Here is a 26206-nt window from a genome sequence, read left to right as displayed (position 1 = left end):
ATTGTGAACAAGATCTATACGTAACGCCCATAAGATCATATTACCACGCACTAAAAAATAAAGGAGTAATGCCCAATCTTCCACCTCGAAGCAACGCTTGGTACTGGGAGAAATGGTATCCGAGAAAGGAAGCTGTAAAGTCGTTGAAAGAAGACAAACTAGCGGAGTGGAAAAGGATAAGAGTTTATCACAAACGCTCATTAACAGAGACAGCAATATTTCGCTATAAACAGTTGTTAAGCTCTAAACTCACTCTTCGTAATTAAAAAGCTCAAGTTGGTGAAGTGCTGGAAAATGTGAAAGCGATGTACAAAGTTATAAGACTCGGTATGTATGTTTGCCAGCAGACAAATTAAAACTGTAAAAAATATTGGTATCCGTGCGTTATAGGCCTGATTGAATAAACAACGCCCATTGAGAAGGGAAATTTTGAACCCTTCGTATATGTTTAAAATGACTCTATCAGAAAATGATTGAATACTTAAGATCAACGAAAATTCACGATAAATTAATTGGTACATTCATTGTATCTGAATATTATCTTTAAATCATAATCAACTTATTGAATACATCACCCAGAGGTGGTGTTTTATTATTCGCTTGTGATCTAAAAGTACATTAGAAAGGTGCGATGTGAGGAATCTATCGTTAGAATAGACGTCCGAGGATGCACAAAGCGAAAAATCTTTATGGGTCATTCTTAGAGAGATTATAAATTTTGCTGGGAAGTTAGAAACTATAGGTAGCCTTGATGTCATTAGAAATTTTAGAGCAGCTTGAAGTCAAAATTAAGATGGCAGTAGATACTATTTCTCTACTACATATAGAAATTGAAGAGCTTAAAGAAAGGAATAAAATACTGGATCATGAATCGGAGACTGTCCGTGAAAGCCGAGATATCTTGGAGCAGGAAAATATAGGTCTACGAGCAGATCATGAAGTATGGCAACAACGCATACGCTGCTTACTTGGTAAAATTGAAGAAATAGAATAGAGAAACAGATCCCATGTAATCTATTTCTGACCATGTATCCAATAGATAGATCTTAGTGTAAAATATCTACTTTCCAAGGTGATCTTTGTGGCTATCATTGCCGATTGTGCAACAAAACCTTCCAGCTTGAAGATACATAGCCGACTTATTAGGCAGGAATAAGAGATAGAATTGTTAATTTTTTCCATGAACAATACTGGTATCTAAAAGCCTTTTCGAGTACTACATGTCTGCATTAATGCGGTTTTCAGTGTTTTAATAAACTCGTACTTCAGTGCCCAATCACACTCCTTCTTGATATGTAAGATATAGTGCTTATCTGCAAACAGTAAACGCCGATCTAAAACTGCCAAAATCAAGTCATTAACCTGGGTTACGCATAAGCGATGAACTAAATGCCCAAATAGAGATCTGATCATTTGAATCACATCATCAGTCGTAAAAGGACGTTAGCATGAATAATTTAAACGTTGTTTTCGTCGATGTTGATGACTTCTGCCAGACTTTCCTTCCTGCATGGGAAAGATACCTAATTTCTTCCGGTTTCAAACAAAGAAATAAACCTTTTCGCCTCTCAGTTAGTGAAGTGATGACGATAGTGATAGCTTTCCATCAATAGGGGTATTGAGACTTAAAAACCTATTACATCCACTTTGTTTGTCGTTACCTCATAATCGGGCAAGGCCAACAGGGATTTCCTTCGTTGATTCGTCTAAGCTACAGGTTTGTCACAACCTACGCATTATTAGACATCAGGTTTTTAAAGGTACTGAGAAGCGAAGAAAAGGAACGATGGGGTGGTTCTACGGTTTCAAATTACACCTCATTATCAATGACCGAGGTGCATTATCTCAGTCAAAGTGATGAAACTTTGGAACTGCCTGATGCTCCGGAAACGATTTATTATTAAAACCGTTTTTGACCAACTAAAAAATATATCCTAAATCAAGCATTCTCGGCACCGTAGTGGTATCAGCTTTATGGTCAACTTGCTGGCGGGGCTCATCGCGTATTCATTTCAACTAAAAATACCAAGTATTAAAATGATTCGGCTTGATAAGAAAGTACTTATGCAGATCTGCGGTTGATTATTATCTATGCGGTGTATTTCTTGTCGGTTGTTAATTTGGCAAGACCAATCAACAGGTTACACCGTGTTATTCCCTACCCCTACACCAGAAATTACTATAGCTCTCGCCGTATATTTTTAAGCCTGTAGTATCAATAACAACGTGGGTGATAACTCCTAGACTCGGTAAACGGCACTTAATTTATACGTTTTTTGAACGCTTATTAATACAAGTTTATGTAGGGAATTTTAGCGGGATATTCATCAATGTAAAAACTGAATTGAGAAAGCCTTCTAACGCATGAAGTGGGAACTTAAAAATACCTGTCATGATCAGTGCTGTTTCAATCGCGGTATTGATAAATATAAACCCACGGTCATGATGACCGTGATGCTTTAGACAATGGATGCCTTAATAGCAGTGTTGTTTATCCAAAAAGTGATTGAGCTCCAGTTTACTAATGATTGATTATCTTGTTTCAATTGCTGATCTTATACTGAACCCTTCCCATCGTCACCTCCGCTTAATTCCATGATGATCTAATCGTAGAAATTGTGATTAGTTTAGATATTTAAAAAATAACGCCTATTGAAACCGTACGTGTACTAAAATTCGACATTGCTTATGGATAACAAATTTAAAATTAAATTTTTTACCTCCACGAAAATAAGTGTTTATTATCTGGAAATAAATGAGCAGCTCTTCCTGTATATTTGGTGGGAATTCGGTTACACATCAGGGTATAAGTTTCTTAGAACGTAGACAACCGTATTTATGCAGGTGTATAGCATTCGCGAGGAGTAGCAGATACACCCATTATTAAGAGCAAATTCAACTTGTTATTATTTTATCCCTGCCTGATAAGTCGTTTATGTATATTAAAGATGGAGGCTTTGTCAACATGAGGGACAACGCTAGCGTTGTATTCACCATGACTAATACTATACTGTCTCACCATTCTTGTTTGCAGGCAAGAAAGACATCTAACGTCAACGGTAGATGTAATTTTCACCCTGTAAAAGTAGGTATTGTCTAGGAAGGCACTAGGAACCTCCTGGAGGTTCTTTTGAAAAAGGTCAGCTAGGATTTTTGGTGTTGGAAAAGGCTTTAATTGGTTTATCCGGATTCTTAGCGTATACTGAAATGGTCTGTCTCTTATCCCGCTATATCCTCAAAGTAAAATACCCACCGCAAACAGCACATTGGTTAGCAGTGCCACTTTTACCATGTTAGCCATCATGGGTCTTAGGGATGCTCCTTCAGAAGAGGAGAGAACTACTTTACTGTGCTTTATAGTCAGTGGAATTGTTAAGATAAATAACCATTTTGAAACTGGTATGTGCTCTAATATGGAGAAAAGGGTAAAGCATGCATAGGCACTTGCTAGTAAGACTTGGTGGTACGTACGACTACGGTGTGAACCCATGCGTACGACTAGTGTACGTTTGTTGCATGCACGATCATTGTCAATATCCCGTAAGTTATTAATATTTAGAACCGCAACCGCCAATAAACCGCAAGCGGTTGCAGGTAGAAATATAAAGATATTTAACGTACCTGTCTGTAAATAATAAGTACCCGCAACACCAATCAAACCAAAAAAAACAAGTACGGAAAGATCTCCGAGACCATGATACCCATATGGTTTACTACCTATAGTGTAATAAAGCGCCGCGATGATCGCAAGGGTACCTAAGACCATAAAACTAAGGATATCGGAGACTTTATGTAAAGCAGTAATTAATAAAATTAAACCGGATATTATAATTAATACAAGATTTAATATCATGGCTTTTTTCATTGTATAGGGTGTTACAAGACCTAGTTGAATAGCGCGTTTTGGGCCTATTCTTGCATCATTGTCCGTGCCTTTGACAGCATCACCGTAATCGTTTGCAAGGTTGGATAGGATCTGTAACAACAGTGCCGTAATTAGTGTAAGTAATGCGATTGTAAGCGAAAATCGCACGGTTTTAGCGGCTATTGAGCTGCCACACAAAATGCAAGCAACTGCCAGCGGAAGTGTTTTAAGACGAATGGCGTCAAGCCAAGTAGAAAATATGGTTGAAAACATAGCTTCTTTAGATAGCTTAAGAATGTGGCATCATTATTGGAACTTTCTGGTCTATAGGAAATAGAATTGCCAGAGTTATTTGATTTTATTAACTGCCATGAAATAAAAAAGGCTGTATTTTGGCAGCCTTTTTTTATTACATTATTGTAATTTACAATATGAAGCGGCTTAGATCTTCGTCGTTAATTAACGTATCGAGGCAATTTTTGACATAATCAGCATCAATGCTGATAACGTCGCCACTACGCTCACTAGCTTCATACGAAATCTCGTCTACCAGACGCTCCATCACGGTGTGTAGTCGACGAGCACCAATGTTTTCGGTTTTTTCGTTTACACACCACGCTGCATTAGCAATTTCTTCAATACCGTCTTCGGTAAAGGATAAGTTCACTTTTTCAGTACCCATCAGTGCAGAGTATTGCTCAGTCAATGAGGCTCTTGGCTCAATTAAAATACGTTTAAAATCTGACGCAGATAAAGCTTCAAGTTCCACACGGATAGGTAGACGACCTTGCAATTCTGGAATCAAGTCTGAAGGTCTTGCAACTTGAAATGCACCAGAGGCAATAAACAAAATGTGATCTGTTCTCACCATTCCATGTTTGGTTGACACTGTGCTGCCTTCTATCAGTGGTAATAGGTCACGCTGTACACCTTCACGAGATACGTCGGGACCAGAGTTTTCACAGCGTTTACAAATTTTGTCGATTTCATCAATGAAGACGATGCCAGTGTTTTCTACGGCGCTGATTGCTTGTTCTTTCAGATCTTCCTGATTTACAAGTTTAGCAGCTTCTTCTTCACCCGCTGCCTTTAGTGCATCTTTTAGCTTCATTTTGCGCTTTTTAGGAGTATTACCACCACCTAAATTTTGGAACATGTTTTGTAGTTGGCTAGTCATTTCTTCCATGCCAGGAGGTGACATTATTTCCATGCTCATTTGGGGTCCCGCCAAGTCAATTTCGATTTCTTTATCGTTCAGTTGACCTTCGCGAATCTTTTTTCGGAAGCTTTGACGAGTAGACGACTCCGTTTCCGGATCTTCTGGTTTTCCCCATGCATCACGAGTGGGTGGAAGCAGGACATCAAGAATACGTTCTTCAGCAAGCTCTTCAGCATGGGACTTTAACTTTCCCATTGCTTGCTGGTGTGTCATATTTATTGCAACGTCTGTCAAATCTCGAATGATGCTTTCAACTTCTTTACCGACATAACCAACTTCTGTGAATTTAGTGGCTTCTACTTTAATGAAGGGTGCATTTGCAAGTTTTGCTAATCGGCGTGCAATTTCAGTTTTACCCACACCGGTAGGTCCAATCATCAAAATGTTTTTTGGTGTAACCTCTGCACGTAATTCCTTGCTTAGTTGCATACGACGCCAGCGGTTTCGAAGTGCGATGGCAACGGCGCGTTTGGCTTTGTGTTGACCGATGATGTGTCGGTCTAGTTCAGACACGATTTCGCGTGGAGTCATTTCAGACATGCTGGGATCCTGCATTAGTAATCAAGCTCTTCAATGGTGTGGTGTTGGTTGGTGAAGACACAGATGTCGCCAGCAATGGTGAGTGATTTTTCTGCGATCTCGCAAGCATCCAACTCGGTGTTTTCAAGCAGAGCAGTCGCTGCCGCTTGTGCAAAGCTACCACCAGAACCTATTGCAATCAAATCATTCTCTGGCTGCACGACATCCCCATTACCCGTGATGATGAAGGATGCTGTTTCATCGGCAATTGCCAGTAACGCCTCCAAACGGCGCAGGGCACGATTCGTTCGCCAATCTTTGGCGAGTTCAACAGCAGCCTTAGTTAAATGACCTTGGTGCATCTCCAGTTTACGCTCGAAGAGTTCGAATAAGGTAAAGGCATCCGCAGTACTGCCAGCGAAACCCGCCAGTACTTTCTCATTATATAAACGACGTACTTTGCGGGCATTGCCTTTCATTATAGTATTACCCAGTGACACTTGGCCGTCACCGGCAATTACTACTTTGCCATTGCGGCGGACTGAAACAATAGTTGTCACAGAAAGACCTCTTTGTTTTATTCTGACATAACCAATAGTTATTTATATTTTATATTTTTTATGGTTTGTTAAAAGCATTAAGTGGGGGTGAAGAAAAGTAAATTCAAGGGGACTCAGGATTGAGATCCTGCTTTTATGCAGTTATTTCGTTTAGCACAATAGTTGGGAGGGGTCAGTTCCAATACCAGATAGCACAGGGTTCAATGTTTGCGCGACGTAGCATATTTTTGTCATGTTCAGCCTCACGTTTGAGCTGGTATGGGCCTAATACGACACGATACCAGATGCCTTTCTCGCTTCTACTAGTTGTGATATTACTATCTAAACCTTGAAATGCAATCATTGCTTTGCGTCCATCTGCTTGGGTTTCATTGCGATATGCACCACATTGCATCAAATAGGGGCGGTTAGATATTTTTTGCTCGTTAGTTTCAATATCTACCTCTTTATTTTCCAATTCGTTAATGTAGAACCAATGTTCTCTTGGTTGAGGGGGTAGTGTCTTTTTTGCTGTCATCTCACGTATTTCTTTTTCAGACTTCTCTTTTTTAGATTTAGTAGTGAGAGGTGCATCAGTTCTTTTTGGAAGAGTTGATTGATTGTTCGTGGAGAGATAATAGAGGGCATACCCAAAAGCACCGACTAATACTATAGCGAGTGCAACTCCTCTCAAATCGAAGGTCGCTCTAAAAGTCAGTTTTTTTGTATTTTTTGGTGGTCTTAGAGGCTTTTTGCCACGTTTTACGTAATCTCTGGTTGCCACTGATTTTTATATCTTTTCTACTGTTGGGAACTATATGGTACCTGCCTTCCGTACATGCTGGTACCAACAAACGGAGATTAGTGTGAGGGCTGTGCCACGCTTTCACGAATTATCATCTGTCCGTTAAGCAGGTGTAATCCTCTTTAATTCAAACAGCAACGAACGTAATATTTATTCTAATGATTAAGGACAAGCTACCTTGTTAAATATTCAAGTAATATGTTTCTCGTACCATTGATGTCATGCTCAACGGTAAATCCATTGCCTTTAATCATCTTTGATGAACCTAGTCTCTTATCAATTGAGGCCTCCTAGGTTTGAGTTTTTGATGTGTAGGTTTCATTACGTTCTACTATTTGTTTAACCTCAGATCTATAATATGCAAGGATTTTTCAAACTGAGTAATTTTAAGGCTAGGTTTTTTTAGTTGAAACAGATAAGCAATGAGTCCAGCAATAAAGTTGACCATAACTCTCACACCACTTTAGTGCCGAGAATGCTCGATTTGGGATATGTTTTTTAGTTGGTCAAAAAGGGTTTCAATAATAAATCATTTTCGGAGCATCAGGCGGTTCTAAAGTTTCATCACTTTGGATTTAATATTCTTTTTCACACCCGTTATCAGTGTCTACTCTCTTGTCTGCCAGTTCCCGATCGAATGGACCAGAGATATAACCTTTATTTCCGTATAAACACCCCCAAATCTCGTTAACCATTTCCGATACAGGTTTTCTATCATCCACGTTATCCGTCGTTACTTTGACTGAGACAATGCCACCTTTGTCATTGATAATAAGGTGTAATTTGAAACTGTAGAACCACCCCATCGTTTCTTTTTCTCTCTTCTGGGTACCTTTAAAAACCTGATGTCTGAGAATGCGTAGATTGTGACAAGCTTAGTAGCTTGTATTAATCAACGAAGGCAATCTCTGTCGATTTTGCCTGACGGTGAGTGAGGTAAGATCAAAGCGGAACCAGAACACCTTACATGAGCTTGAGCATACTCGTGTAGGTAACTAATTCAGGAAATTGGTTGGTGAGGTAACCCTAAATAAAGTGGATGTAATAAGTTTTTACGTCTCGATACCATTGATTGATGGAAAGAGATCACTATCTTAATCACTTCGCTAACCGATAGGCGATAAGGCTTATTTTTTATTTATCACTGGAAGAAATTAGGTTTTCCCAAGCAGGGAGGAAAATCTGGCAGAAGTCGTCGATATCGACGAGCGCAGTATTTAAGTTATTCATACCCAAGTCCTTATGCAGTCAATAGTTTTTTTCAAACGATCAGATCGCGACTTGGACATTTAGTTCATTTTTTATGCGCAGTTCAGGTTAAATGTATTGAGAACAGAATCGACAAAAATAATTATTTTGATGAAGAAAAAGCACTGTATGCTGAACTTTATATTTTTAGAGCGAGTAGAGCTGTCAGATTTTTCCTAGATGACTAGAGAATGAACATTCATGCAGATGCATATCAATACCGCCGTAAAGTTGGTTAGATTTAAGACAGTGTTTACGCTGTACAGCGTATGAGGATTTATCACAAAATGTTATAATGAAGGAATGGTTCATATAGTCTGTGTAAACTGCCACAGTGGCAGTTTATGTTCTAAAGGAGCATCTTTGGTGCAAATAATCAGCAAGAACACACGCATTTTATATAATCCATTATTGTTGCGTGAAGACCCTACTTTTTGCTTTGATATTGATTTATGGTGGGAAAAAGATGCAGTGGTTGGCTCAGCGGAGGGAAGAGGCACCACATGGTTTGTTCAAACGTCTACTTTAACAGCTGCTTTACGTCATTATCGTCGTGGAGGTTTGCTCGGTAAGTTGATATTCGATAGTTATTTCTTTACTGGATGGGAGAAGGTTCGGTCCATACAGGAGTTTAATCTGTTGAATTATCTTCGAAGTAAGGGTATCCCTGTTCCCCGACCACTTGCTTCTAGAACGATTAGAGAAGGGATGATTTATCGAGCAGATCTACTGGTGGAGAAAATTGAGAACGCTAGAAATTTAGTTGACGTACTGCTCACTACGTCACTGGGTGCCGAAAAGTATCGGTTAATCGGCATATTAGTTCGTCGATTACACGATGCTAATGTGTGTCATAGCGATCTCAACATCCACAATATTTTACTTGATGTAACGGGTAAGTTTTGGTTGATTGATTTTGATAAATGTGGGTGTCGTGACGGAGAAAACTGGAAGATTTCGAATCTTATACGCTTATTGCGTTCGTTTCGAAAAGAACTCAGCAAGCGTCAGATTAAATGGCAAGAGTCTGATTGGCAGACACTTATTCAAGGTTACTATTTACCAAATTGATAATTGTATTCATACCTCCAATTAAGAAGAGTAGAAAAAGGACAGGGGTTATCACAAACGCGCATTATCAGAGACTATTCCTCTGATGGGGTGATCCACATAGCAATCGTTTCGAGTGTCTTACTAACGGCTCCTCGGTTCTTGTTAACGATGTTCCGCGCTGCGTCTCCCAAGATCTGCCGTTGTATAGGGTTATTAAATCTCTCGATAACAGTTTCTGCGATCTCTTGCACATTATCACTTACAGTACAAGCGCCAACTGCTATCAACTGATCAGCGATTACTTGAAAATTAAAATAACTCGATCCCGTAATTAGAGGTTGGGATAATGATGCGGGCTCAAGAAAGTTATGTCCCCCTACTTTCTTGTCTACTAGACTTCCTGCCATAAAAACCACATTAGAAACTGCTAACAATATCATCATTTCACCCATGGTATCGCCTAGATATACATGGGTTTTTTCAGTAATAGGTTGGTGAGTGCTGCGGCGTATTTGTGAGAATACTTTTTGTTTGATAAGTGTTGCGACATCATTAAAACGTTCAGGGTGACGCGGAACGAGTATCATAACTGAATTCGGAATTTTATCTAACACTGCACGATGTGCATCAAGTAAAATTTCATCTTCACCCTCGTGTGTACTGGCAGCAATCCATACAGGACGCCCTTTTAGTTGATGTTTAAGTGTAGTAACGGCCTCGATAGTTTCATCAAAAAAAGGCAAGTCAAACTTAACTGAACCAGATACTGAAACTTTATTTTTAGCAACGCCAAGCTGAATAAAACGGTGGGCATCATTTTCGAATTGACAAAGAATGTGATCGATATTCTTAGAAAGAATATTAAATAATGGTTGTATTTTCTGGTAATTATGCATTGCTCTCTCTGAGAGTCGTGCATTTATTACGATTACTGGTATCCCAGCTTTATTTACCGTTACGAGTGTATTTGGCCAAAGTTCGGTTTCCATGATCAGCATAATTTTAGGATTTATGCGTTTTAAAAAGTGTTTAACAGCAAAAGTAAAGTCTATAGGCATGTATCTATGTACTATTCCATTTCCCAGTCCAGCAACTATGTCAGCACCTGTCGCCGTCGTCGTGGTCACTAATATTATTTGGTATGGATATTTCTTTTTAAGCGCTAATATTAGGGGTTTTGCCGCAATGACTTCTCCAACAGATACTGCATGGATCCAAATGGGACTGGTTTTAGTCAATTTTGGGGTGAAACCAAAATGCTCACCCCATCGTTTTCCTACATTTGGTTTTCCATCTTGAGAACGGTAAAGTCCAAACAGTAGAAATGGGGTCGATATTGCTAGCAACAGAGAATATAGGAGGCTCACGGAAAGACCTTTACTGTTGGATGTAATCCTAGGTTAAAATTTAGGATCCCCAATAGGAATTTTGGACAAATTGTAGTAAATCATTGTACTAGATTTTATGTCTTTGCCATAGTGGTTTACTTGTTCGAAAAAGTCCTTTTTGTAGGAGAATTTATTACTGTCATGGGCTTCAACAAAATTTACGACAAGGAAGAATTTAATTACTCCCGTAAGTAACCTGAGCTGCGCATAAGAAATGAACTAAATATCCAAGTCGCGATCTGATCGTTTGAAAAAAACTATTGACTGCACAAGGACTTGTGCATGAATAACTTAAACGCCGTTTTCGTCGACTTCTGCTATACTTTCCTTCCTGCATGGGAAAACATCTTATTTCTTCCGATATCAAACAAAGAAACAAGCCTTCTTTCTTCTCAGTTAGCGAAGTGATAAATATCCATCACTCGGGGTATCTAGGCTTTAAAACTGATTATATCCACTTTATTTACCTTTACCTCACCAACAAATTTCCTGAATTAATTAACCTCAGATCTGTGTAAGCAAGAGCAGCGTTGATAAATATGAAAGCGATGAACAAATAAGATAAGAAGTCATACATGACGATTCATACATATTGAGAATACTTGATCTGTGTCTAAAGACATCAGCTTAATATAAAATTAAAGGGCTCGGTTACAAGCGAGCCCTTTAATTTTATATTAAGCTGATGTCTTTAGACAGAATAATAAAGTTCAAATTCTAATGGATGTGTAGCCATGTTTATTTTTTCAACATCTTGAGATTTTAATTCGATGTAAGAATTAATGAAATCATCAGAAAACACGCCTCCTGCTGTCAGAAACTCACGATCGTCATCTAAACATTGCAGTGCTTGCTGTAGCGACTCCGCAACTTTTGAAATTTTAGCGGTTTCTTCTGCTGGTAGATCATATAGGTCTTTATCCATCGCATCCCCTGGGTGCGTCTTATTTTTAATACCGTCAATACCCGCCATCAGCATTGATGCAAAGGCTAGATATGGATTAGCCGCCGGATCACAGAAGCGAACTTCAATACGGCGCGATTTCGGGTTAGGTGTTGCTGGGATACGGATAGATGCTGATCGATTACGTGCTGAGTATGCAAGCATTACAGGGGCTTCATAGCCAGGAACTAAACGTTTATATGAATTGGTGGCTGGATTAGCAAAAGCATTGATTGCACGTGCATGCTTAATGATACCACCAATGTAATAAATGGCCATTTCAGATAGACCCCCATACTTGTCTCCCGCAAATAGGTTTTTACCCTCTTTTCTAAGTGACATGTGAACATGCATCCCTGAACCATTATCACCAACCAACGGTTTAGGCATAAAGGTTGCTGTCTTACCAAATGCGTGAGCAACATTATGAACAACATATTTATAGATTTGAATTTCATCAGCTTTAGCCGTTAAGCTGTTGAAGCGAGTAGCGATTTCGTTTTGACCTGCCGTCGCAACTTCATGATGGTGTGCTTCAACTACCAGCCCCATTTCTTCCATAACCAAACACATGGTAGAACGGATATCTTGTGATGAATCAACCGGCGCAACTGGGAAGTAACCACCTTTAACTCTTGGACGATGGGCTTTATTTCCTCCTTCAATTGTTATACCGCTATTCCAACTTGCTTCTACATCGTCAATTTTGTAAAAAGAACCTGACATACTAGTAGAAAATGTCACGTCATCAAACAGAAAGAATTCAGGTTCTGGACCAACCAATAGAGTGTCTGCCAGACCAGTCGATCTCATGTAATCTTCCGAACGTTTCGCGATAGAACGTGGATCGCGATCATATCCTTGCATAGTGGCTGGTTCAAGGATGTCACAACGGATATTCAGGGTGCTAGCTTCAGTGAAAGGATCCAGTATAGCAGTAGGCGTATCAGGCATCATTACCATGTCTGATTCATTAATACCTTTCCACCCTGCCACAGAGGAACCATCAAACATTTTACCATCCTCAAAGAAATCAGTATTAATTTGATGGGCTGGAACCGTAATGTGCTGTTCTTTACCTTTTGTATCGGTAAAACGTAGATCAACGAATTTCACTTCGTGTTCCTTAATTAAGGCAAGTACATTCTCAACTGACATGTGATAATATCTCCGATATTAATGTTCTCTACATTGGTTAATTTGCTTAATTCACTTAATTTACGTAGGTAAAAGTGGTCTTTCTTCCCTGTTCGTCCCTGTATGGTGAAAGTTATATCAAGTTTTAAGTTCCGTTATTGCTTAATTTTATATTGGTTTATCCAAGATAAATTGGATACCGTTATTATTATTATGGTACGCAAACACCTAGGAGGTACAACTACAGGTTCCATGTCCCACTTCCTCACTCAGCAGCTATTGTTCAATGTTATCAATAAATGATTCTGCGAAAAAACACCAGTGTTGTTCTAGCTGTGATCTCGATCGGAAAGTGGGAACAATACCGTCATTGCTTTTAAACAAAGCTTGTGATTGACGAAAAAGCAGAAAGAATTAGTATTCCTAGGAAAGGCATTATTTCCCAAATATCTTAACTAATCGCAATTCCTACGATCAGATCATCATAGAGTTAAACTGGAGCTGATAATGGGGAAAGGAAAGGACAAAGCAAAAGATCAGCAACTGGAAACAATATAATCAAGCATTAGTAAACCGAGGCTCAGTGATTTTTTGGATAAACATCATTGCTATTCCAACATGGCTTTGTCTAAAGCATCACGGGCAGCGTGCCCGTGGGTTTATATTTTCGGATACCGCGATTAAAACAGCACTGATGGTGAAAGGTATTTTTAAACTTCCACTTCGTGAATTAAAAGGCTTTCTCAATACGGTTTTTACGTTGATGAATGTCCCGCTAAAATCCCCTATACACACCTACATTAACCTCAGATCTGCATAAGCGCTTGCTTATCAAGCCCAGTCATCTTGATGCTCGGATTTTTCGGTTGAAATGAATACGCGATGAGTCCCACCAGCAAGTTAACCATGAAGATGATACAACTATGGTACCGAAAATGCTCGATTTGGGATATGTTTTTTAGTTGATTAAAAACGGTTTTGATAATAAACCATTTCCGGAGTATTAGGCAGTCCCAAAGTTTCATCACTTTGGATTTCATATTCTTTTTTACACCTGTTATCGGTGTCAATCCCTTGTCTGAAAGTTCCCATTCCAATGGACCAGAGATATAACCTTTATCTCCGTATAAACACCCAAACGCTTATCAGTTATTTCCGACACAGACTTTCTATTTATCCACGTTAGCCGTTGTCACTTTGATTGAGATCATACCACTTTGATCCACTGATAATAAGGTGTAATTTAAAGTTGTAGAACCACCCCATCGTTCCTTTTCCGCGCTTCGCGGTACCTTTAAAACCTGATGTCTGAGAATACGTAGGTTATGACAAACCTGTATCTTGGCCGAATCAACGAAGGTCATCCCTAACGATGAGTGAGGCAAGAGTAAATCGGAACCAAAACACCTTACATGAGCTTGAGCATACTCGTGTAGGTAACTAATTCAGGAGATTCGTTGGTAAGGTAACCCTAAATAAAGTGGATGTAATAAGTTTTTACGTCTTGATACCATTGATTGATGGAAAGAGATTACTATCTTAATCACTTCGCTAACTGATAGGCGATAAGGCTTATGTTTTATTTATCACCGGAAGAAATTAGGTTTTCCCAAGCAGGGAGGAGAATCTGGCAGAAGTCGTCGACATCGATGAAAACAACGTCTAAGTTATTCATGCTCAAGTCCTTGTGCCGTCAATAGTTTATTTCAAACGATCAGACATCGACTTTGGCATTTAGTTCATTTCTTATGCGTAGCTCAGGTTACATTAAATAAGCGTTCAAAACCGTAAAAGTTAAGTACCGTTTACCGAGTAGTGGAGCTGTCCGTCGCCCACGTCATTATTGATGTCTCAGACCTGAAAGTATATGACGAAGGTGAATGGAAAACACGTAAACACAGTTAAGGAGAAACAACGCATCTGGCGCAAACTTCATCTTGCCAATGATGAGTATACTCATGAGGTTATTGCTGCAAAAGTTATCCTAGTTTTTGTGGGTAACAATGAGATTTTACCTATATTGTTTAACCCATTACGACGAAAGATACAGCAAGTCAGTGCTGATGGAGCCTATGATACAAGAGCATATCACCACGTACTGAAGAACCAAGGAATAACGCCCAGTATGCCACCTCGAAGCAACGCGGGGTATTGGGAGGAATGGCATCCGAGAAAGGAAGTTGTAAAGGTTTTAAAAGAGGATACATTAGCGGAGTGGAAAAGTACAGGGGTTATCATAAACTCTCAATAGCAGAGACAGCAATGTTTCGCTATAAACAGTTGCTCAGCCCTAAACTTACGCTTCGTAATTACAATGCTCAAGTTGCTCAAGCGCTGGCAAAGATGAAAGCGATGAACAAAGTTATAAGGGTAGATGTGCCTGTTTGCCAGCAGATAAACTAAGACTGTAACAAATATTGGAATCAGTGCGTTATAGGCCTGATTTGATCAACAACGCCCTCGGAAACAGAAAGTATATCCTGTTAATGAGGAGGAAACCATAAATGTAAATTAGTTTCATGTCATATTGTTGAATGTATATTGGGAGAAAATATGTTATTTTATTGCAGTATTTTAATCAAGTGTCGGTAAGCAACCTAGTGGTTTTTAACTACACATATTTTTGAGTGAAAGAGTATCCATGTCTACGTTACAGATAGATAAATTGAGAAATATTGCGATTATCGCGCACGTTGATCATGGCAAAACAACATTGGTTGATAAACTGCTTCAGCAATCTGGCACCTTAGATACTCGTGGAGAGCACGAAGAACGTGTCATGGACTCTAACGATATCGAGAAAGAACGTGGCATTACTATTTTAGCGAAGAATACAGCTATCAACTGGAATGGTTACCGTATCAATATTGTTGATACACCAGGGCATGCTGATTTCGGTGGTGAAGTTGAGCGTATCATGTCGATGGTTGATTCTGTTCTGTTAATTGTGGACGCAGTTGACGGTCCCATGCCCCAAACTCGTTTCGTAACACAAAAAGCCTTTGCTCACGGCCTAAAACCAATCGTTGTTATCAATAAACTTGACCGTCCAGGCGCGCGTCCTGATTGGGTTTTGAATCAGGTATTTGACCTGTTTGATAACCTCGGCGCAACTGATGATCAGCTAGATTTTCGTGTGGTTTACTCCTCAGCCCTAAATGGTTGGGCAACTCTGGAGGAATATGAAGTTGGTGAAAACATGGAACCCCTATTCCAAGCAGTCATTGATAATGTTTCCGCACCAGAGGTTGATATAAATGGTTCTCTACAGATGCAAATTTCTCAGTTGGACTACAGTTCGTACGTGGGAGTTATTGGTGTTGGGCGTATCACTCGTGGTTCTATTAAACCAAATCAACAAGTCACTGTTGTTGGGGCTAACGGTAAAAAGCACAATGGTAAAGTAGGTAATATATTAGGTTACCTTGGCCTTGAACGTTACGATATTGAAGTAGCTAATGCAGGTGATATCGTCGCGGTTACAGGTTTGGGGGAACTAAAAATTTCTGACACTATTTGTGATGTGAATGTAATAGATGCATTGCCACAGTTGTTAGTTGATGAACCCACAGTTACCATGACATTCCAAGTAAACACATCACCGTTTGCAGGTAAAGAAGGTAAATATGTCACGTCACGTAATCTCCTTGAGAGACTGAATAAAGAACTGATTTATAACGTTGCTCTGCGCGTCGAAGAGACTGGTGATCCAGACCGTTTCAGAGTATTAGGCCGTGGTGAACTTCACCTGTCTATCCTAATCGAAAATATGCGTCGTGAAGGTTTCGAACTGGCGGTATCGCGTCCTGAAGTTATTATAAAAGAGGATGGCGGACAAAAAATGGAACCGTTTGAGACGGTGACTATTGACGTTTTGGAAGAAAACCAAGGTGGTATTATGGAGAAAATTGGCTTGCGTAGAGGCGAGTTGACTGACATGTCTACTGATGGTAAAGGTCGTATCCGTATGGATTTCATAATTCCCTCTCGTGGCCTGATCGGTTTCCAAACCGAATTCTTAACGTTGACTTCAGGCACTGGTCTGATGTATCATGCGTTTGACCATTATGGATCAATGAAACTTGGTGTTATCGGTCAGCGTAAAAATGGCGTCCTGATTTCAAACTCAATGGGAAAAGCATTAACTTACGCACTTTTTAACCTGCAAGAGCGAGGCCGTCTATTTACTGAGCATGCAGATGAAGTTTATGAAGGGCAAGTAATAGGTATCCACAACCGGTCTAATGACCTAACAGTAAACTGTCTTAAAGGTAAGCAACTGACTAATGTCCGTGCTTCTGGTACTGATGAAGCTCAAGTCCTGAGCCCAGCTATCAAATACACCCTTGAACAAGCACTGGAATTCATCAATAATGATGAGTTGGTAGAAGTAACTCCCTTAAATATTCGTATCCGTAAAAAATTACTTTCAGAGAACGAACGTAAACGCGCAAGCCGCGACGGTAAATAAGATTACTAATTAGGGATTCTGTACTAAATCCCTAATTTTCTCATTGGAAGTTAAACACTATTAAAAAGCATTCTATCTGTAATAGTAGACACTACTATATAACTACCTTGATAATCATGCCAACGAACCATTCAACTTATTGAATGGAATAACCGATTTACCACCCTCATCATCACAGCAATACATAAAAGCGTTCGGTGCAACACTTTCCAATAGCATTATTTCTAATCAAGCTACTATAGATCAGGATGATTAAGAAAATTTGACGTCAGTTTAAGATATAACATCTGTTAATTTCACCTGATAGAGGGAGAAAGTAGATTGAATCTCTCTCTTCCACAATAAATGAATGCGTAAACAATGATTTTCTTTAATCGAAGCTCCCAAGCATACATGAGTCAGCGTGAGTTATTTTGTTACCCACGAAAGACCATCACTCATCTACTTCTACTTCGCAGATAAGCACCACTTCCTATACATAAAAAGGAAATGTGTTACACAACAGGTTGTAAGTTTTTTAAAACCCTAACAACCTTGATTAATGCTGAGATGTAGCACGCGAGAGGAGTTACGGATACCTGTATTGTTCATAGCACGTTCAACAATTTACTCTTTTATCCCCACCTAACAAGCTATGTATGTATATTTATGTATGTATATCCAAGTTAGAAGCTTCGGTAACATATTTGGTAACGATAGCGTTGGTATCCACCACGGCCGATAGCATGCTGTTTAACCGGTTTATATACAGGTAAAGCAACTTATAATATCAACGGTAGTTATAAGGTGCACCTTGCAAAAGCAGGCGTTTGATATGAAAAATAACCTATTGAATGTATAACCAGAACTCGTGTGTTACATTTACAATAAATGATGAATAATTAACCAGTGTTTTAGGGTGGAAAAAACCTTTACGGTTAGAAGTAGTAACTTGCATGGTTATTGATAACCTCTCCGCTTTCCTAATATTGATCGTTGATGGTATCATGCATTATTACCAATTGATTCTAGCCAAAATTGGTCAGCATCGTAAACGCCTCGAGTGAACTGCTCACTGCTTGTTTCTGGGTAAAGTTAGGATATTGATTTCTAATCTACCAGTCAGGATGAAGCCCTGCTTGTGGTCGTCAATTTTCTATAGTATCGTTGCCTCCAGAAGAATCAGGAAGAGGATCGAGATGAGACACAAGGTAAAATCCTTAATACATTGAAGTGTCATTGACTTTTTAAATAATAGACTACGGTTGAAGCTGTGTCACAAATCAAGCTTTCCTTTCCAGATATAGTGCGTACTTGGTTGGCCTTCTCCATACATCTTATCCTCAGGATAAACCACGATCGATTGATGGTCAATGCTGGGTACATGGCATATGTAACGCTGTTGTCTCTAGTTCCCCTGATGACAGTGATTTTATCAGCCTTATCTGTTTTTTCCAGTGCTTCCAGCATAGAAGAAGAGATCAAAACGTTTCTGCTGCGTAACTTCCTACCTGCTTCGAATGAAGTATTGGAAATCTACCTCAATCAATTTATTGCCAATGCAGGCAAGGTAACCGTAGTAGGTGTCGCATTCTTGCTTCTGGTTGCATTAATGCTTATGTCTGCGATTGATAAAAGCCTTAATTATATTTGGCGAGTAAACCAAAAACGTGCACCCATGATATCGTTTTCAATTTACTGGATGGTTTTAACATTAGGTCCTATACTTCTCAGTGGCAGCATTAGTATCAGTTCATATATGGGCTCGTTGAATTTTTTTCACCTCGGAAGCAGTGAAAAGTGGCTTTCATCGCTGCTACGTACCGTGCCGTTCTTTCTTGTATCTGCTACGTTTCTAGGTTTGTATACACTGGTACCTAATCGTCCGGTGGTGCTTTGGCATGCTCTTGTCGGTGCAGTGTCAGCCGGTTTAATGTTTGAATTCAGTAAAAAGGTATTCGCTATTTATGTGGTAAATTTTCCATCTTATGACCTAATTTACGGGACATTAGCAGTGGTCCCTTTGCTCTTTATGTGGGTATTTCTGAGCTGGTGTATAGTACTACTTGGGGCGGAAATCACTACTTCACTTGGTGAAAAGCAATTTTGGCAACTTCATCGTCCTCAGAAATAACTGAAAGTACAGATAATTAAGATAATGTAGAAGGACGGATCTTATTATGCTAATTCAGCGAATTAGTGGAGCTTGCATTCAAGTCTAAAGTACGTTACTTTCCAAGCAAATTGCTACTGCCCTTTATTTAAAAATAACGGCAAGGCGCTTAAATCATAAAAACTTCTTAGGTTGATGATTGTTCCTTGCAGGAGCGCAGGTAATATCTGCATACGTGACTCTTTTAAAGTCTATCCATTTTTTACGTACTGTTTCAAAAACCCATTAAAATTCTCATTTATCCCTAGTTCCCATAAATGGGATAAAGGTGCCCAAAGTAAATTTCAACATCCAAAGCTTTTACTATCTTTTCATGATGAATAACCTCTCAACCATTATCTACCATAATTGTATGGTAACCATTCACTAGGTTCCTATTAACAGCAAAGATTAGCAATAGATCGTCATAAAGTGACGACCATTTCTTGCTTGGTTTTTGTCTGTTGAAAGATCCAGACAGTTGGTAACACTGTAAATTTAAGAAGATCAGTAACAATAAGGTAAAGATAAAGAACCTGTTAGCATTGAGAAACGACCTGATATTGCAGACAAGAAGACTGCATTTTCTCATTTTGAGATTAACTTTGTCATCGGGACTTGACATAAATTCTTCTGCTTACCCTAGTGGGATAAAGCCAATAGACTTTGCTACATCAGAAAGATGTGCAATAAGAAGGTGGGTACAAGATACGAGTGGTTAAAACGTTTATTGGTGTTGTAGATTCCACCTTCTATGATTTCAAAATTATCACGTCAGATAACGGTATAGCGTACGTCGGTCATGAAGCGGCAGGAGAAACCTAATAAAGTACAAAAATCGTAAACATCGGTGATGTTGGTGTCTAAATTAGACATGCCTAAGTCATTATAGAACTGATAGTTTGACTCCAGCGATCAGATCTCGGCTTAGGCATTTAGTTCATTTCTTATGCGAAGCTCAGATTAGTCTAGCTGTGGCCCCGCTTTAACTAATGACTGGCCTTGAACATTATCTGTATATTCCTCAAAATTTTTGATAAAGAGCTGTGCTAGAGCTTTAGCTCTACTTTGCCATTCCAATGGGTCAGCATAAGTATAGCGAGGATCTAAAATATTTGGATTCACAAAAGGTAAGCAAGTTGGAATTTCGAAATTGAAGATAGGAACTACTTTTGTTATTGTATCCTCAAGAGAGCCATCCAAAATGGCGTCGATAATACTGCGGGTGTCTTGGATCGAAATACGTTCTCCAGTGCCATTCCAACCTGTGTTGACCAGATACGCCTCTGCTCCGACCGCTTCCATGCGCTTAACCAATACGTCTGCATACTTAGTAGGGTGTAATGTTAGAAACGCTTTACCAAAACATGCAGAGAAGGTTGGTGTTGGTTCTATAATACCACGTTCAGTACCCGCAAGTTTGGCGGTAAAACCAGACAGGAAATGGTACTTGGTTTGCTCAGGTGTCAATTTTGATACTGGAGGTAACACCCCGAACGCATCTGCTGAAAGGAAGATAACTTTATTAGCATGACCAGCTTTAGACACAGGTTTGACAATATTTTTGATATGGTAAATTGGATAGGAAACACGGGTATTTTCTGTTCTGGAACAGTCATCAAAATCAATTGAACCGTCGCTACGAACTGTAACATTTTCTAACAAGGCATCTCGATGGATAGCATTGTAAATGTCGGGTTCAGCTTCTTTTGATAGCTTGATGGTCTTGGCATAGCAGCCACCTTCAAAGTTGAAGACACCGTTATCATCCCAACCGTGTTCATCGTCGCCAATTAGTTCACGTTTTGGATCTGTGGATAAGGTGGTTTTTCCAGTACCAGAGAGGCCGAAGAAAATAGCAACATCTCCATTTATACCTTTGTTTGCAGAGCAGTGCATGGATGCAATATCTTGTAATGGTAGGAAGTAATTCATCATGGAGAACATACCTTTTTTCATTTCTCCTCCGTACCAAGTACCACCGATAAGCTGCATTCTCTCAGTGAGGTTAAATACAGTAAAGTTCTCGGAGTTCAGATCATGTTCCTGCCATTTATCGTTCACACACTTTGCACCATTCATGACTACAAAATCGGGTTCGAAGTTTACGAGCTCTTCTTCTGTTGGGCGGATAAACATGTTTTTTGCGAAGTGTGCTTGCCATGCTACTTCGGTGATCACGCGGATAGTTAACCGAGTATCTTGGTTTGCGCCACAATAGCCGTCTACCACGAACAAACGCTTACCAGAAAGTTGGTTGGTTACGAGTAGTTTAAGATCGTTCCATACACGCAGGTCAATTGGTTTGTTATCATTAACCGCTTGATCAGCCCACCATAGCGTATTTTTGGTGGTTTCATCGAGAACAATGTATTTATCTTTCGGAGAACGCCCTGTAAAAATACCGGTATCAACAGCAACAGCACCAAGCTTGGTGACTGTACCTATTTCATATTTCTGAAGATTGACATCAGTTTCTTCGATAAATAGTTGCTCGTAAGTAGGATTACGAATTATTTCCTTAACATTGAACAAGCCATGTGTAGACAAATCAATATTATGTGCAACCCTTTTCTCGATATTCATGACAGGCATAGGCGCTCCTTGGGATAAGATGTAATTATACTTATGTATATTTTAGCAATCTGAATTCGGCAATTCAGAGCGTTAATTTAAAAAATAACCATAAACAACTTAAGGAAATAAAATGATCTCAACAAGTCTGATCTATTTTATATTACCGTCATATTGACCATTCACGCCACACGAAACGGGTTATTATTTATACGAAGTTAAGAACTTATATACCCAAATAATCTTAAGATGCTGATTTCAGCGATCCTCGAGGATGTCATCCTTAGAGCATCCATTTGTAGGTGGAGTGGACTACATCAAAAAGAGAGGACACATCGTATGGCGTCAATAAATTAGGCCTATAATGCACAGATCCCAATATTTATTACAGTCTTAATATGTTTTCTGGCGAACAGGCATATCGAGTCTTAGAACTTTTTTCATCACTTTCCCATTTGCCAGCTCTTCACTAACTTTAGCATTGTAATTACGAAGAGTGAGTTTAGGACTGAGCAACTGTTTATAGCGAAACATTACTGTCTCTGCTAATGACTTCTTGTGATAACCCCTGTCCTTTTTTCACTCTGCCTGTTTGTCTTCTTTCAATGCCTTCATAGCTTCATTTTTAGGATACCCTTCCTCCCAATACCCCAAGTTTCTTCGAGGTGGAATACTGGGTGTAATTCCTTTATTTTTCAGTACCTGGTGAAATGCTCTTGTGTCATAGGCTCCATCAGCACTGAACCTGCACTATCTTTCCTCGTAATGGGTGAAGTAATAAGTAATATAGGTAAAAACTCAGTATCACCTAGAAAAACTAGGCTAACTTCTGCAGCGATAACTTTATGAATAAACACATCAACGGCAAGATGAAGTTTGCACCAAATATGCTGATTCTCCTTCCCGTGTTTACGCGTTTTCAATTCACCTTCGCCGTATACTTTTAGACCTGTAACATGAATAATGATGTGGTAGACCTCTCCTCACCTCGGCAAATGGTACTTAACTTTTACGGTCTTCTAACGATTACTAATGCAGGTATATGTAGAGAATTTAAGCGAGAAATTCATCACCGTAAAAACTGAATTGAGAAAGCCTTCTAATCTAGAAAGTGGGAGCTTACAAATACCTTTCACCATCAGTGCCGTTTCAATCGCGGTATCCGAAAATATAACCCAACGACCACGATGACCGTGATGCTTTAGACAATACCGTGCCTTAATAGTAGCGACGTCTATCCAAAAAATCATTGAGCCCCAGTTTACTAATGCTTGATTATATTGTTTCCAGTTGCTGATCTTGTGCTTGGCCTTTTCCATCATCACCTCCCGCTTAACTCCATGATGATTTGATCGTAGGAATTGCGATGAGTTTAGATATTTGGGAAATAACGCTATTCCCATATAGTATACTACTTTTCAACTTCTTGGCGCTCAATGACAGCAATAGCTGCCTAACTTAACTTGAGCTGCGCATACGAAATAAACTAAATAGCCAAGTCGCGATCTGATTTTTTAAAAAACTATTGACTGCATAATGACTTGGGTATGAATAACTTAGACGCTGTTTTCGTTGATGTCGACGACTTATTCCAGATTTTCCTCCCTGCCTGATAAAAATGCCTCATGTCTTCCGGTGTCAAATAGAGAAACAAACCTTCTTGCTTCTTATGTTAGTAAAGTAATGACGATAGTGATAACTTTCCATCAATCTGGGTATAAAGAGTTTAAAACTTATTACATCCACTTTGTTTGCCGTTATTTCACTCACCGTCAGGGATTGCCTTTGTTGATTCGTCCACGCTACAGGTTTATTACAACCTTGGCATTCTTAGACATCAGGTTTTTAAAGGTACCTCGTAGCGAGAAAAAGGAACGATGGGGTGGTTCTATGGCGTTAGATTAAACCTTATTATCAATGACCAAGGTGGCAGTATTTCAGTGAAAGTGACGATGACTAACGTGGATGATAAAAAGCTTATGTCAGAAATGGCTGACGAGCTTTGGAGGTGTTTGTACGGAGATAAAGATTATATCTCTGGTCCATTGGAGCGGAAATGTGCAGACAAGGGAATGACCCTAATAACGGGTGTAAAAGAAATATAAAAGCCAAAGTGATGAAACTTTAGGATCTTCTTATGCTCCGGAAACAATTTATTATTAAAACCGTTTTTGACCAACTAAAAAACATATCCCAAATCGGGCATTATCAGCACCGTAGTTGTATCAGATTTTTGCGCAACTTGCTGGAGGGGCTCATCGCGTATTCATTTCAACCAAAAAAGCCGATCATCAAGATGGCTTGATTTGATAAGCAAGTGCTTATGCAGATCTGAGGTTAACTTATTTGCGAGAGTATGAATACTTGAATATAATATTATTGGGTTCCAAGGTTTTGATATTTTCTTGCTGATAAAGTCTATTAAAGAATATCTTTTGAATTAGAACTGAACAGTTCTTCATTTTTTACGGTGTTTGTGAGTTGGGAAAGGAAGATAAAGTCTTCAGCGTTGCTTTGAACCTCTGGCGGCGGTTTTCAATAATATACCTGCAGCTTTATTTAATCCGTTTACGTTTACATAGCACGTGTGTACCCCTGATAGGGTTTTAACTGTTTAAAATGCAAGAAGTAATCTTCTAAGTATACTCTAATGTAGCGCTCTCTAAGCCAACAACATCTTGATAGTGTTCGCCCTGCTTAGGCTTTTGTAACCACAATGTGTCCTTTGCCCACCATTTCTTACAGCGTTAGTGCTTTGAACAGTTTGCCCACCCAACGTGCGATTTCACGCATGACTGGATTGTAATTGACCTTAACTATCATAAGATGATATTACGACGCTGCTTTATTAGCATATCGTCGCTTTGATCATGAGTTATCTTCGTGGAACTTACGTTGAATATTTTTTCACTCCCAGATGGGAACACTAGTATCCTTTTCGCCGTAAAGTGACAACTCCATTTTTATGACAGATAGCTTATCGCTAATTTGTTTAACGATCACAGGTATTCTTCATTTCCTTAGCATAGTCTTATTTATGTACTAACCTCAACCAGCTTACTTGATTTAGAACGCTTACCATGGTAATAAACTCAGTCATCTTCAATTCATGTTTTTAGCCATGGAGTGGTTTTGTGAAACGGTCGTTCCTCATAACCATTTATCCAAGGGTACTTGTGAATTCTAGTTGCAATTAGCATGTTTAGAACCGATTAACCATCCCTTTATATTCAGGTGGCTATAACTTGCCACATTTAATTAATCCGATTAAGTTTCACAATTCAGCATTAGATGTTGTATGTAGCCTTATAACTTTAAAGTTATAACAGAAACATTTTGTTTAAATTAGGTTGTGTTACTGAGGATTTGGGGAAGAGTAAATAAGGTTAATTTAAGATTTGCATTTATATACTCTACATTAAGGCACTAAATCAGTCAACTCTGAATTTAGATAATAAGTGCGACACTTATGGTTTAGCGTAGAAAACAAAGCTAACTACCAAAAGTGATACACTCCTTTCTCCAAGGAAACTAGGAGTACTACTATGAATTATCAGCAGTTTTCTGCGAGAAGAAGATACTAAATTACAACCATTTTGGAATGGAGAATTCCTATCTCAGATAGAGCAAGGACAATCAAGGACTATCGTTTCTTAGTTTACCGATAATTAAAAATATACCGTAATAACGGTACATATTACACTAAAAGTGCGCACGTTCTATCGACGAATAATCGCAAGCAAGCAAATACAAGATACCAATAGATCAAAGGGATTTCGTTTATTTGTTGCTCGAAAATGATTGGACTCTAGAGCAGAGATCATACGTACTACTTAATTCAGGAGCTCCCGTCTGCCATAGTGGTCTTATTGTTTTATAGCCGACGATAAACGGCTAAAGAGACAAATTCCCTCGTCACTTAAGACAAGGACATAAACGATATCGAAAAGAGTGCTAAAAAGACGACAGCCATTGAAAATATGATCTCTTTTGATGGGAGATCCTCACTTGTAGATAGTCTATAACAATTTAATAATTGGGGAATGGATAGAATTATCGGCACCAATGGTATTGGTGCTATTGTCACGATATTAGAATGTAAAAGCCGTTCTTGTTTTAATTAAAAAAGAGCATCGAAATCGACTACTGACGTCACCGTAGCGACAATTAATTTACTAATACTAGACAAGAAGCATGTCCATACGATTACAGCAAATAATGCTCGAGAGTTTACTCATGATGTAAAAATAGCAAAAGCTTTGAATGTTAAGATTTACTTTGCTCACCCCTACTCTTCATAGAAACAAGTAGCGA

17 protein-coding genes and 7 pseudogenes are annotated in these 26206 nt (G+C 39.1%); 12 read left to right on the top strand and 12 right to left on the bottom strand.

The window, feature by feature from the left end:
- Positions 1-50 precede the first annotated feature (50 nt).
- Positions 51-356: pseudogene (locus tag BTN49_RS18675) on the top strand (IS5/IS1182 family transposase); the annotation flags it as partial.
- A gap of 395 nt (positions 357-751) precedes the next feature.
- Positions 752-994, top strand: coding sequence for a cell division protein ZapB (zapB, locus tag BTN49_RS12385; protein WP_097357428.1), 243 nt, complete (start codon positions 752-754; stop codon positions 992-994).
- 203 nt (positions 995-1197) lie between these two features.
- Here zapB and BTN49_RS14360 read toward each other — a convergent pair whose 3' ends face one another.
- Positions 1198-1347, bottom strand: a complete 150-nt coding sequence (locus BTN49_RS14360; RefSeq protein ID WP_158523782.1) for a hypothetical protein — start codon at positions 1345-1347, stop codon at positions 1198-1200.
- A 101-nt stretch (positions 1348-1448) separates the two neighbouring features.
- On the opposite strand from BTN49_RS14360, the pseudogene BTN49_RS12380 reads away from it, so the two are divergent.
- Positions 1449-2082 (top strand): annotated as a pseudogene (locus BTN49_RS12380) (transposase).
- A gap of 216 nt (positions 2083-2298) precedes the next feature.
- On the opposite strand, the gene BTN49_RS18670 reads toward BTN49_RS12380, so the two are convergent.
- From BTN49_RS18670 to BTN49_RS12350, 6 genes and pseudogenes are all read right to left on the bottom strand, one after another.
- The gene (locus tag BTN49_RS18670) at positions 2299-2472 is read right to left on the bottom strand and encodes a transposase (RefSeq protein WP_097357427.1); all 174 of its coding nucleotides are present in this window, start codon (positions 2470-2472) and stop codon (positions 2299-2301) included.
- A gap of 763 nt (positions 2473-3235) precedes the next feature.
- Positions 3236-4138 (bottom strand): 1,4-dihydroxy-2-naphthoate polyprenyltransferase, encoded by a 903-nt coding sequence (locus BTN49_RS12370; protein ID WP_097357426.1) that lies wholly within the window; start codon positions 4136-4138, stop codon positions 3236-3238.
- Between the two features lie 151 nt (positions 4139-4289).
- Positions 4290-5624: an HslU--HslV peptidase ATPase subunit gene (gene hslU, locus BTN49_RS12365; protein ID WP_097357425.1), complete on the bottom strand. Its 1335-nt coding sequence runs from the start codon at positions 5622-5624 to the stop codon at positions 4290-4292.
- Positions 5625-5638: 14 nt separating this feature from the next.
- Entirely contained in the window at positions 5639-6163 is a 525-nt protein-coding gene (hslV, locus tag BTN49_RS12360) for an ATP-dependent protease subunit HslV (RefSeq protein ID WP_097357424.1), read from the bottom strand.
- Between the two features lie 172 nt (positions 6164-6335).
- Positions 6336-6926, bottom strand: a complete 591-nt coding sequence (locus BTN49_RS12355; protein WP_097357423.1) for an SPOR domain-containing protein — start codon at positions 6924-6926, stop codon at positions 6336-6338.
- Positions 6927-7278: 352 nt separating this feature from the next.
- Positions 7279-8177: pseudogene (locus BTN49_RS12350) on the bottom strand (IS982 family transposase).
- 381 nt (positions 8178-8558) lie between these two features.
- Between BTN49_RS12350 and BTN49_RS12345 the strand changes: the two are divergent.
- Positions 8559-9266, top strand: a complete 708-nt coding sequence (locus BTN49_RS12345) for a 3-deoxy-D-manno-octulosonic acid kinase (protein ID WP_097357422.1) — start codon at positions 8559-8561, stop codon at positions 9264-9266.
- Between the two features lie 74 nt (positions 9267-9340).
- Here BTN49_RS12345 and waaA read toward each other — a convergent pair whose 3' ends face one another.
- The gene (gene waaA, locus BTN49_RS12340; protein ID WP_097357421.1) at positions 9341-10615 is read right to left on the bottom strand and encodes a lipid IV(A) 3-deoxy-D-manno-octulosonic acid transferase; all 1275 of its coding nucleotides are present in this window, start codon (positions 10613-10615) and stop codon (positions 9341-9343) included.
- A 356-nt stretch (positions 10616-10971) separates the two neighbouring features.
- On the opposite strand from waaA, the gene BTN49_RS14355 reads away from it, so the two are divergent.
- Positions 10972-11154 carry a hypothetical protein gene (locus BTN49_RS14355; protein ID WP_150139307.1) on the top strand — a complete coding sequence of 61 codons (183 nt, stop codon included), beginning with the start codon at positions 10972-10974 and terminating at the stop codon, positions 11152-11154.
- A gap of 173 nt (positions 11155-11327) precedes the next feature.
- Here the strand turns inward: BTN49_RS14355 and glnA are convergent, their stop codons facing one another.
- Positions 11328-12737 (bottom strand): glutamate--ammonia ligase, encoded by a 1410-nt coding sequence (gene glnA / locus BTN49_RS12335; protein WP_097357420.1) that lies wholly within the window; start codon positions 12735-12737, stop codon positions 11328-11330.
- A 514-nt stretch (positions 12738-13251) separates the two neighbouring features.
- Here glnA and BTN49_RS12330 point away from each other — a divergent pair.
- Positions 13252-13530: pseudogene (locus tag BTN49_RS12330) on the top strand (transposase); the annotation flags it as partial.
- Here BTN49_RS12330 and BTN49_RS22790 read toward each other — a convergent pair.
- A pseudogene (locus BTN49_RS22790) lies at positions 13523-14080 on the bottom strand (transposase). The pseudogenes BTN49_RS12330 and BTN49_RS22790 sit on opposite strands and share 8 nt — an antisense overlap.
- Positions 14081-14497: 417 nt before the next feature.
- Here BTN49_RS22790 and BTN49_RS18660 point away from each other — a divergent pair.
- The 3 genes and pseudogenes from BTN49_RS18660 to BTN49_RS12310 form a co-directional block, all read left to right on the top strand.
- Positions 14498-15119, top strand: a pseudogene (locus BTN49_RS18660) (IS5 family transposase); the annotation flags it as partial.
- A gap of 238 nt (positions 15120-15357) precedes the next feature.
- A complete protein-coding gene (gene typA, locus BTN49_RS12315; protein ID WP_097357417.1) occupies positions 15358-17187 on the top strand; it encodes a translational GTPase TypA in 1830 nt (609 codons plus the stop codon).
- Positions 17188-18439: 1252 nt separating this feature from the next.
- Positions 18440-19300 carry a virulence factor BrkB family protein gene (locus BTN49_RS12310; RefSeq protein WP_223824030.1) on the top strand — a complete coding sequence of 287 codons (861 nt, stop codon included), beginning with the start codon at positions 18440-18442 and terminating at the stop codon, positions 19298-19300.
- 981 nt (positions 19301-20281) lie between these two features.
- On the opposite strand, the gene pckA is transcribed toward BTN49_RS12310, so the two are convergent.
- Together pckA and BTN49_RS12300 are read right to left on the bottom strand one after the other, a co-directional pair.
- Complete coding sequence (gene pckA, locus BTN49_RS12305; RefSeq protein WP_097357416.1) at positions 20282-21913, bottom strand: phosphoenolpyruvate carboxykinase (ATP); 1632 nt, start codon at positions 21911-21913, stop codon at positions 20282-20284.
- A gap of 372 nt (positions 21914-22285) precedes the next feature.
- Positions 22286-23211, bottom strand: a pseudogene (locus tag BTN49_RS12300) (IS5 family transposase).
- A 364-nt stretch (positions 23212-23575) separates the two neighbouring features.
- Here BTN49_RS12300 and BTN49_RS16660 point away from each other — a divergent pair.
- The 3 genes from BTN49_RS16660 to BTN49_RS19585 are packed head-to-tail and all read left to right on the top strand — an operon-like array spanning position 23576 to position 24197.
- Positions 23576-23797, top strand: coding sequence for a hypothetical protein (locus BTN49_RS16660; RefSeq protein ID WP_199399622.1), 222 nt, complete (start codon positions 23576-23578; stop codon positions 23795-23797).
- Entirely contained in the window at positions 23770-23997 is a 228-nt protein-coding gene (locus tag BTN49_RS19590; RefSeq protein ID WP_199399621.1) for a transposase, read from the top strand. The genes BTN49_RS16660 and BTN49_RS19590 overlap by 28 nt, the downstream gene beginning before the upstream one ends.
- A gap of 32 nt (positions 23998-24029) precedes the next feature.
- Positions 24030-24197 (top strand): transposase, encoded by a 168-nt coding sequence (locus BTN49_RS19585; RefSeq protein WP_199399620.1) that lies wholly within the window; start codon positions 24030-24032, stop codon positions 24195-24197.
- The last annotated feature ends 2009 nt before the right edge of the window (positions 24198-26206 follow it).

Source organism: Candidatus Enterovibrio escicola, assembly GCF_002464935.1.
Taxonomy (GTDB): Bacteria; Pseudomonadota; Gammaproteobacteria; order Enterobacterales; family Vibrionaceae; genus Enterovibrio; species Enterovibrio escicola.
The sequence above is the reverse complement of the archived record's forward strand: the minus strand, read 5'-3'. Positions and strand labels throughout refer to the sequence as shown.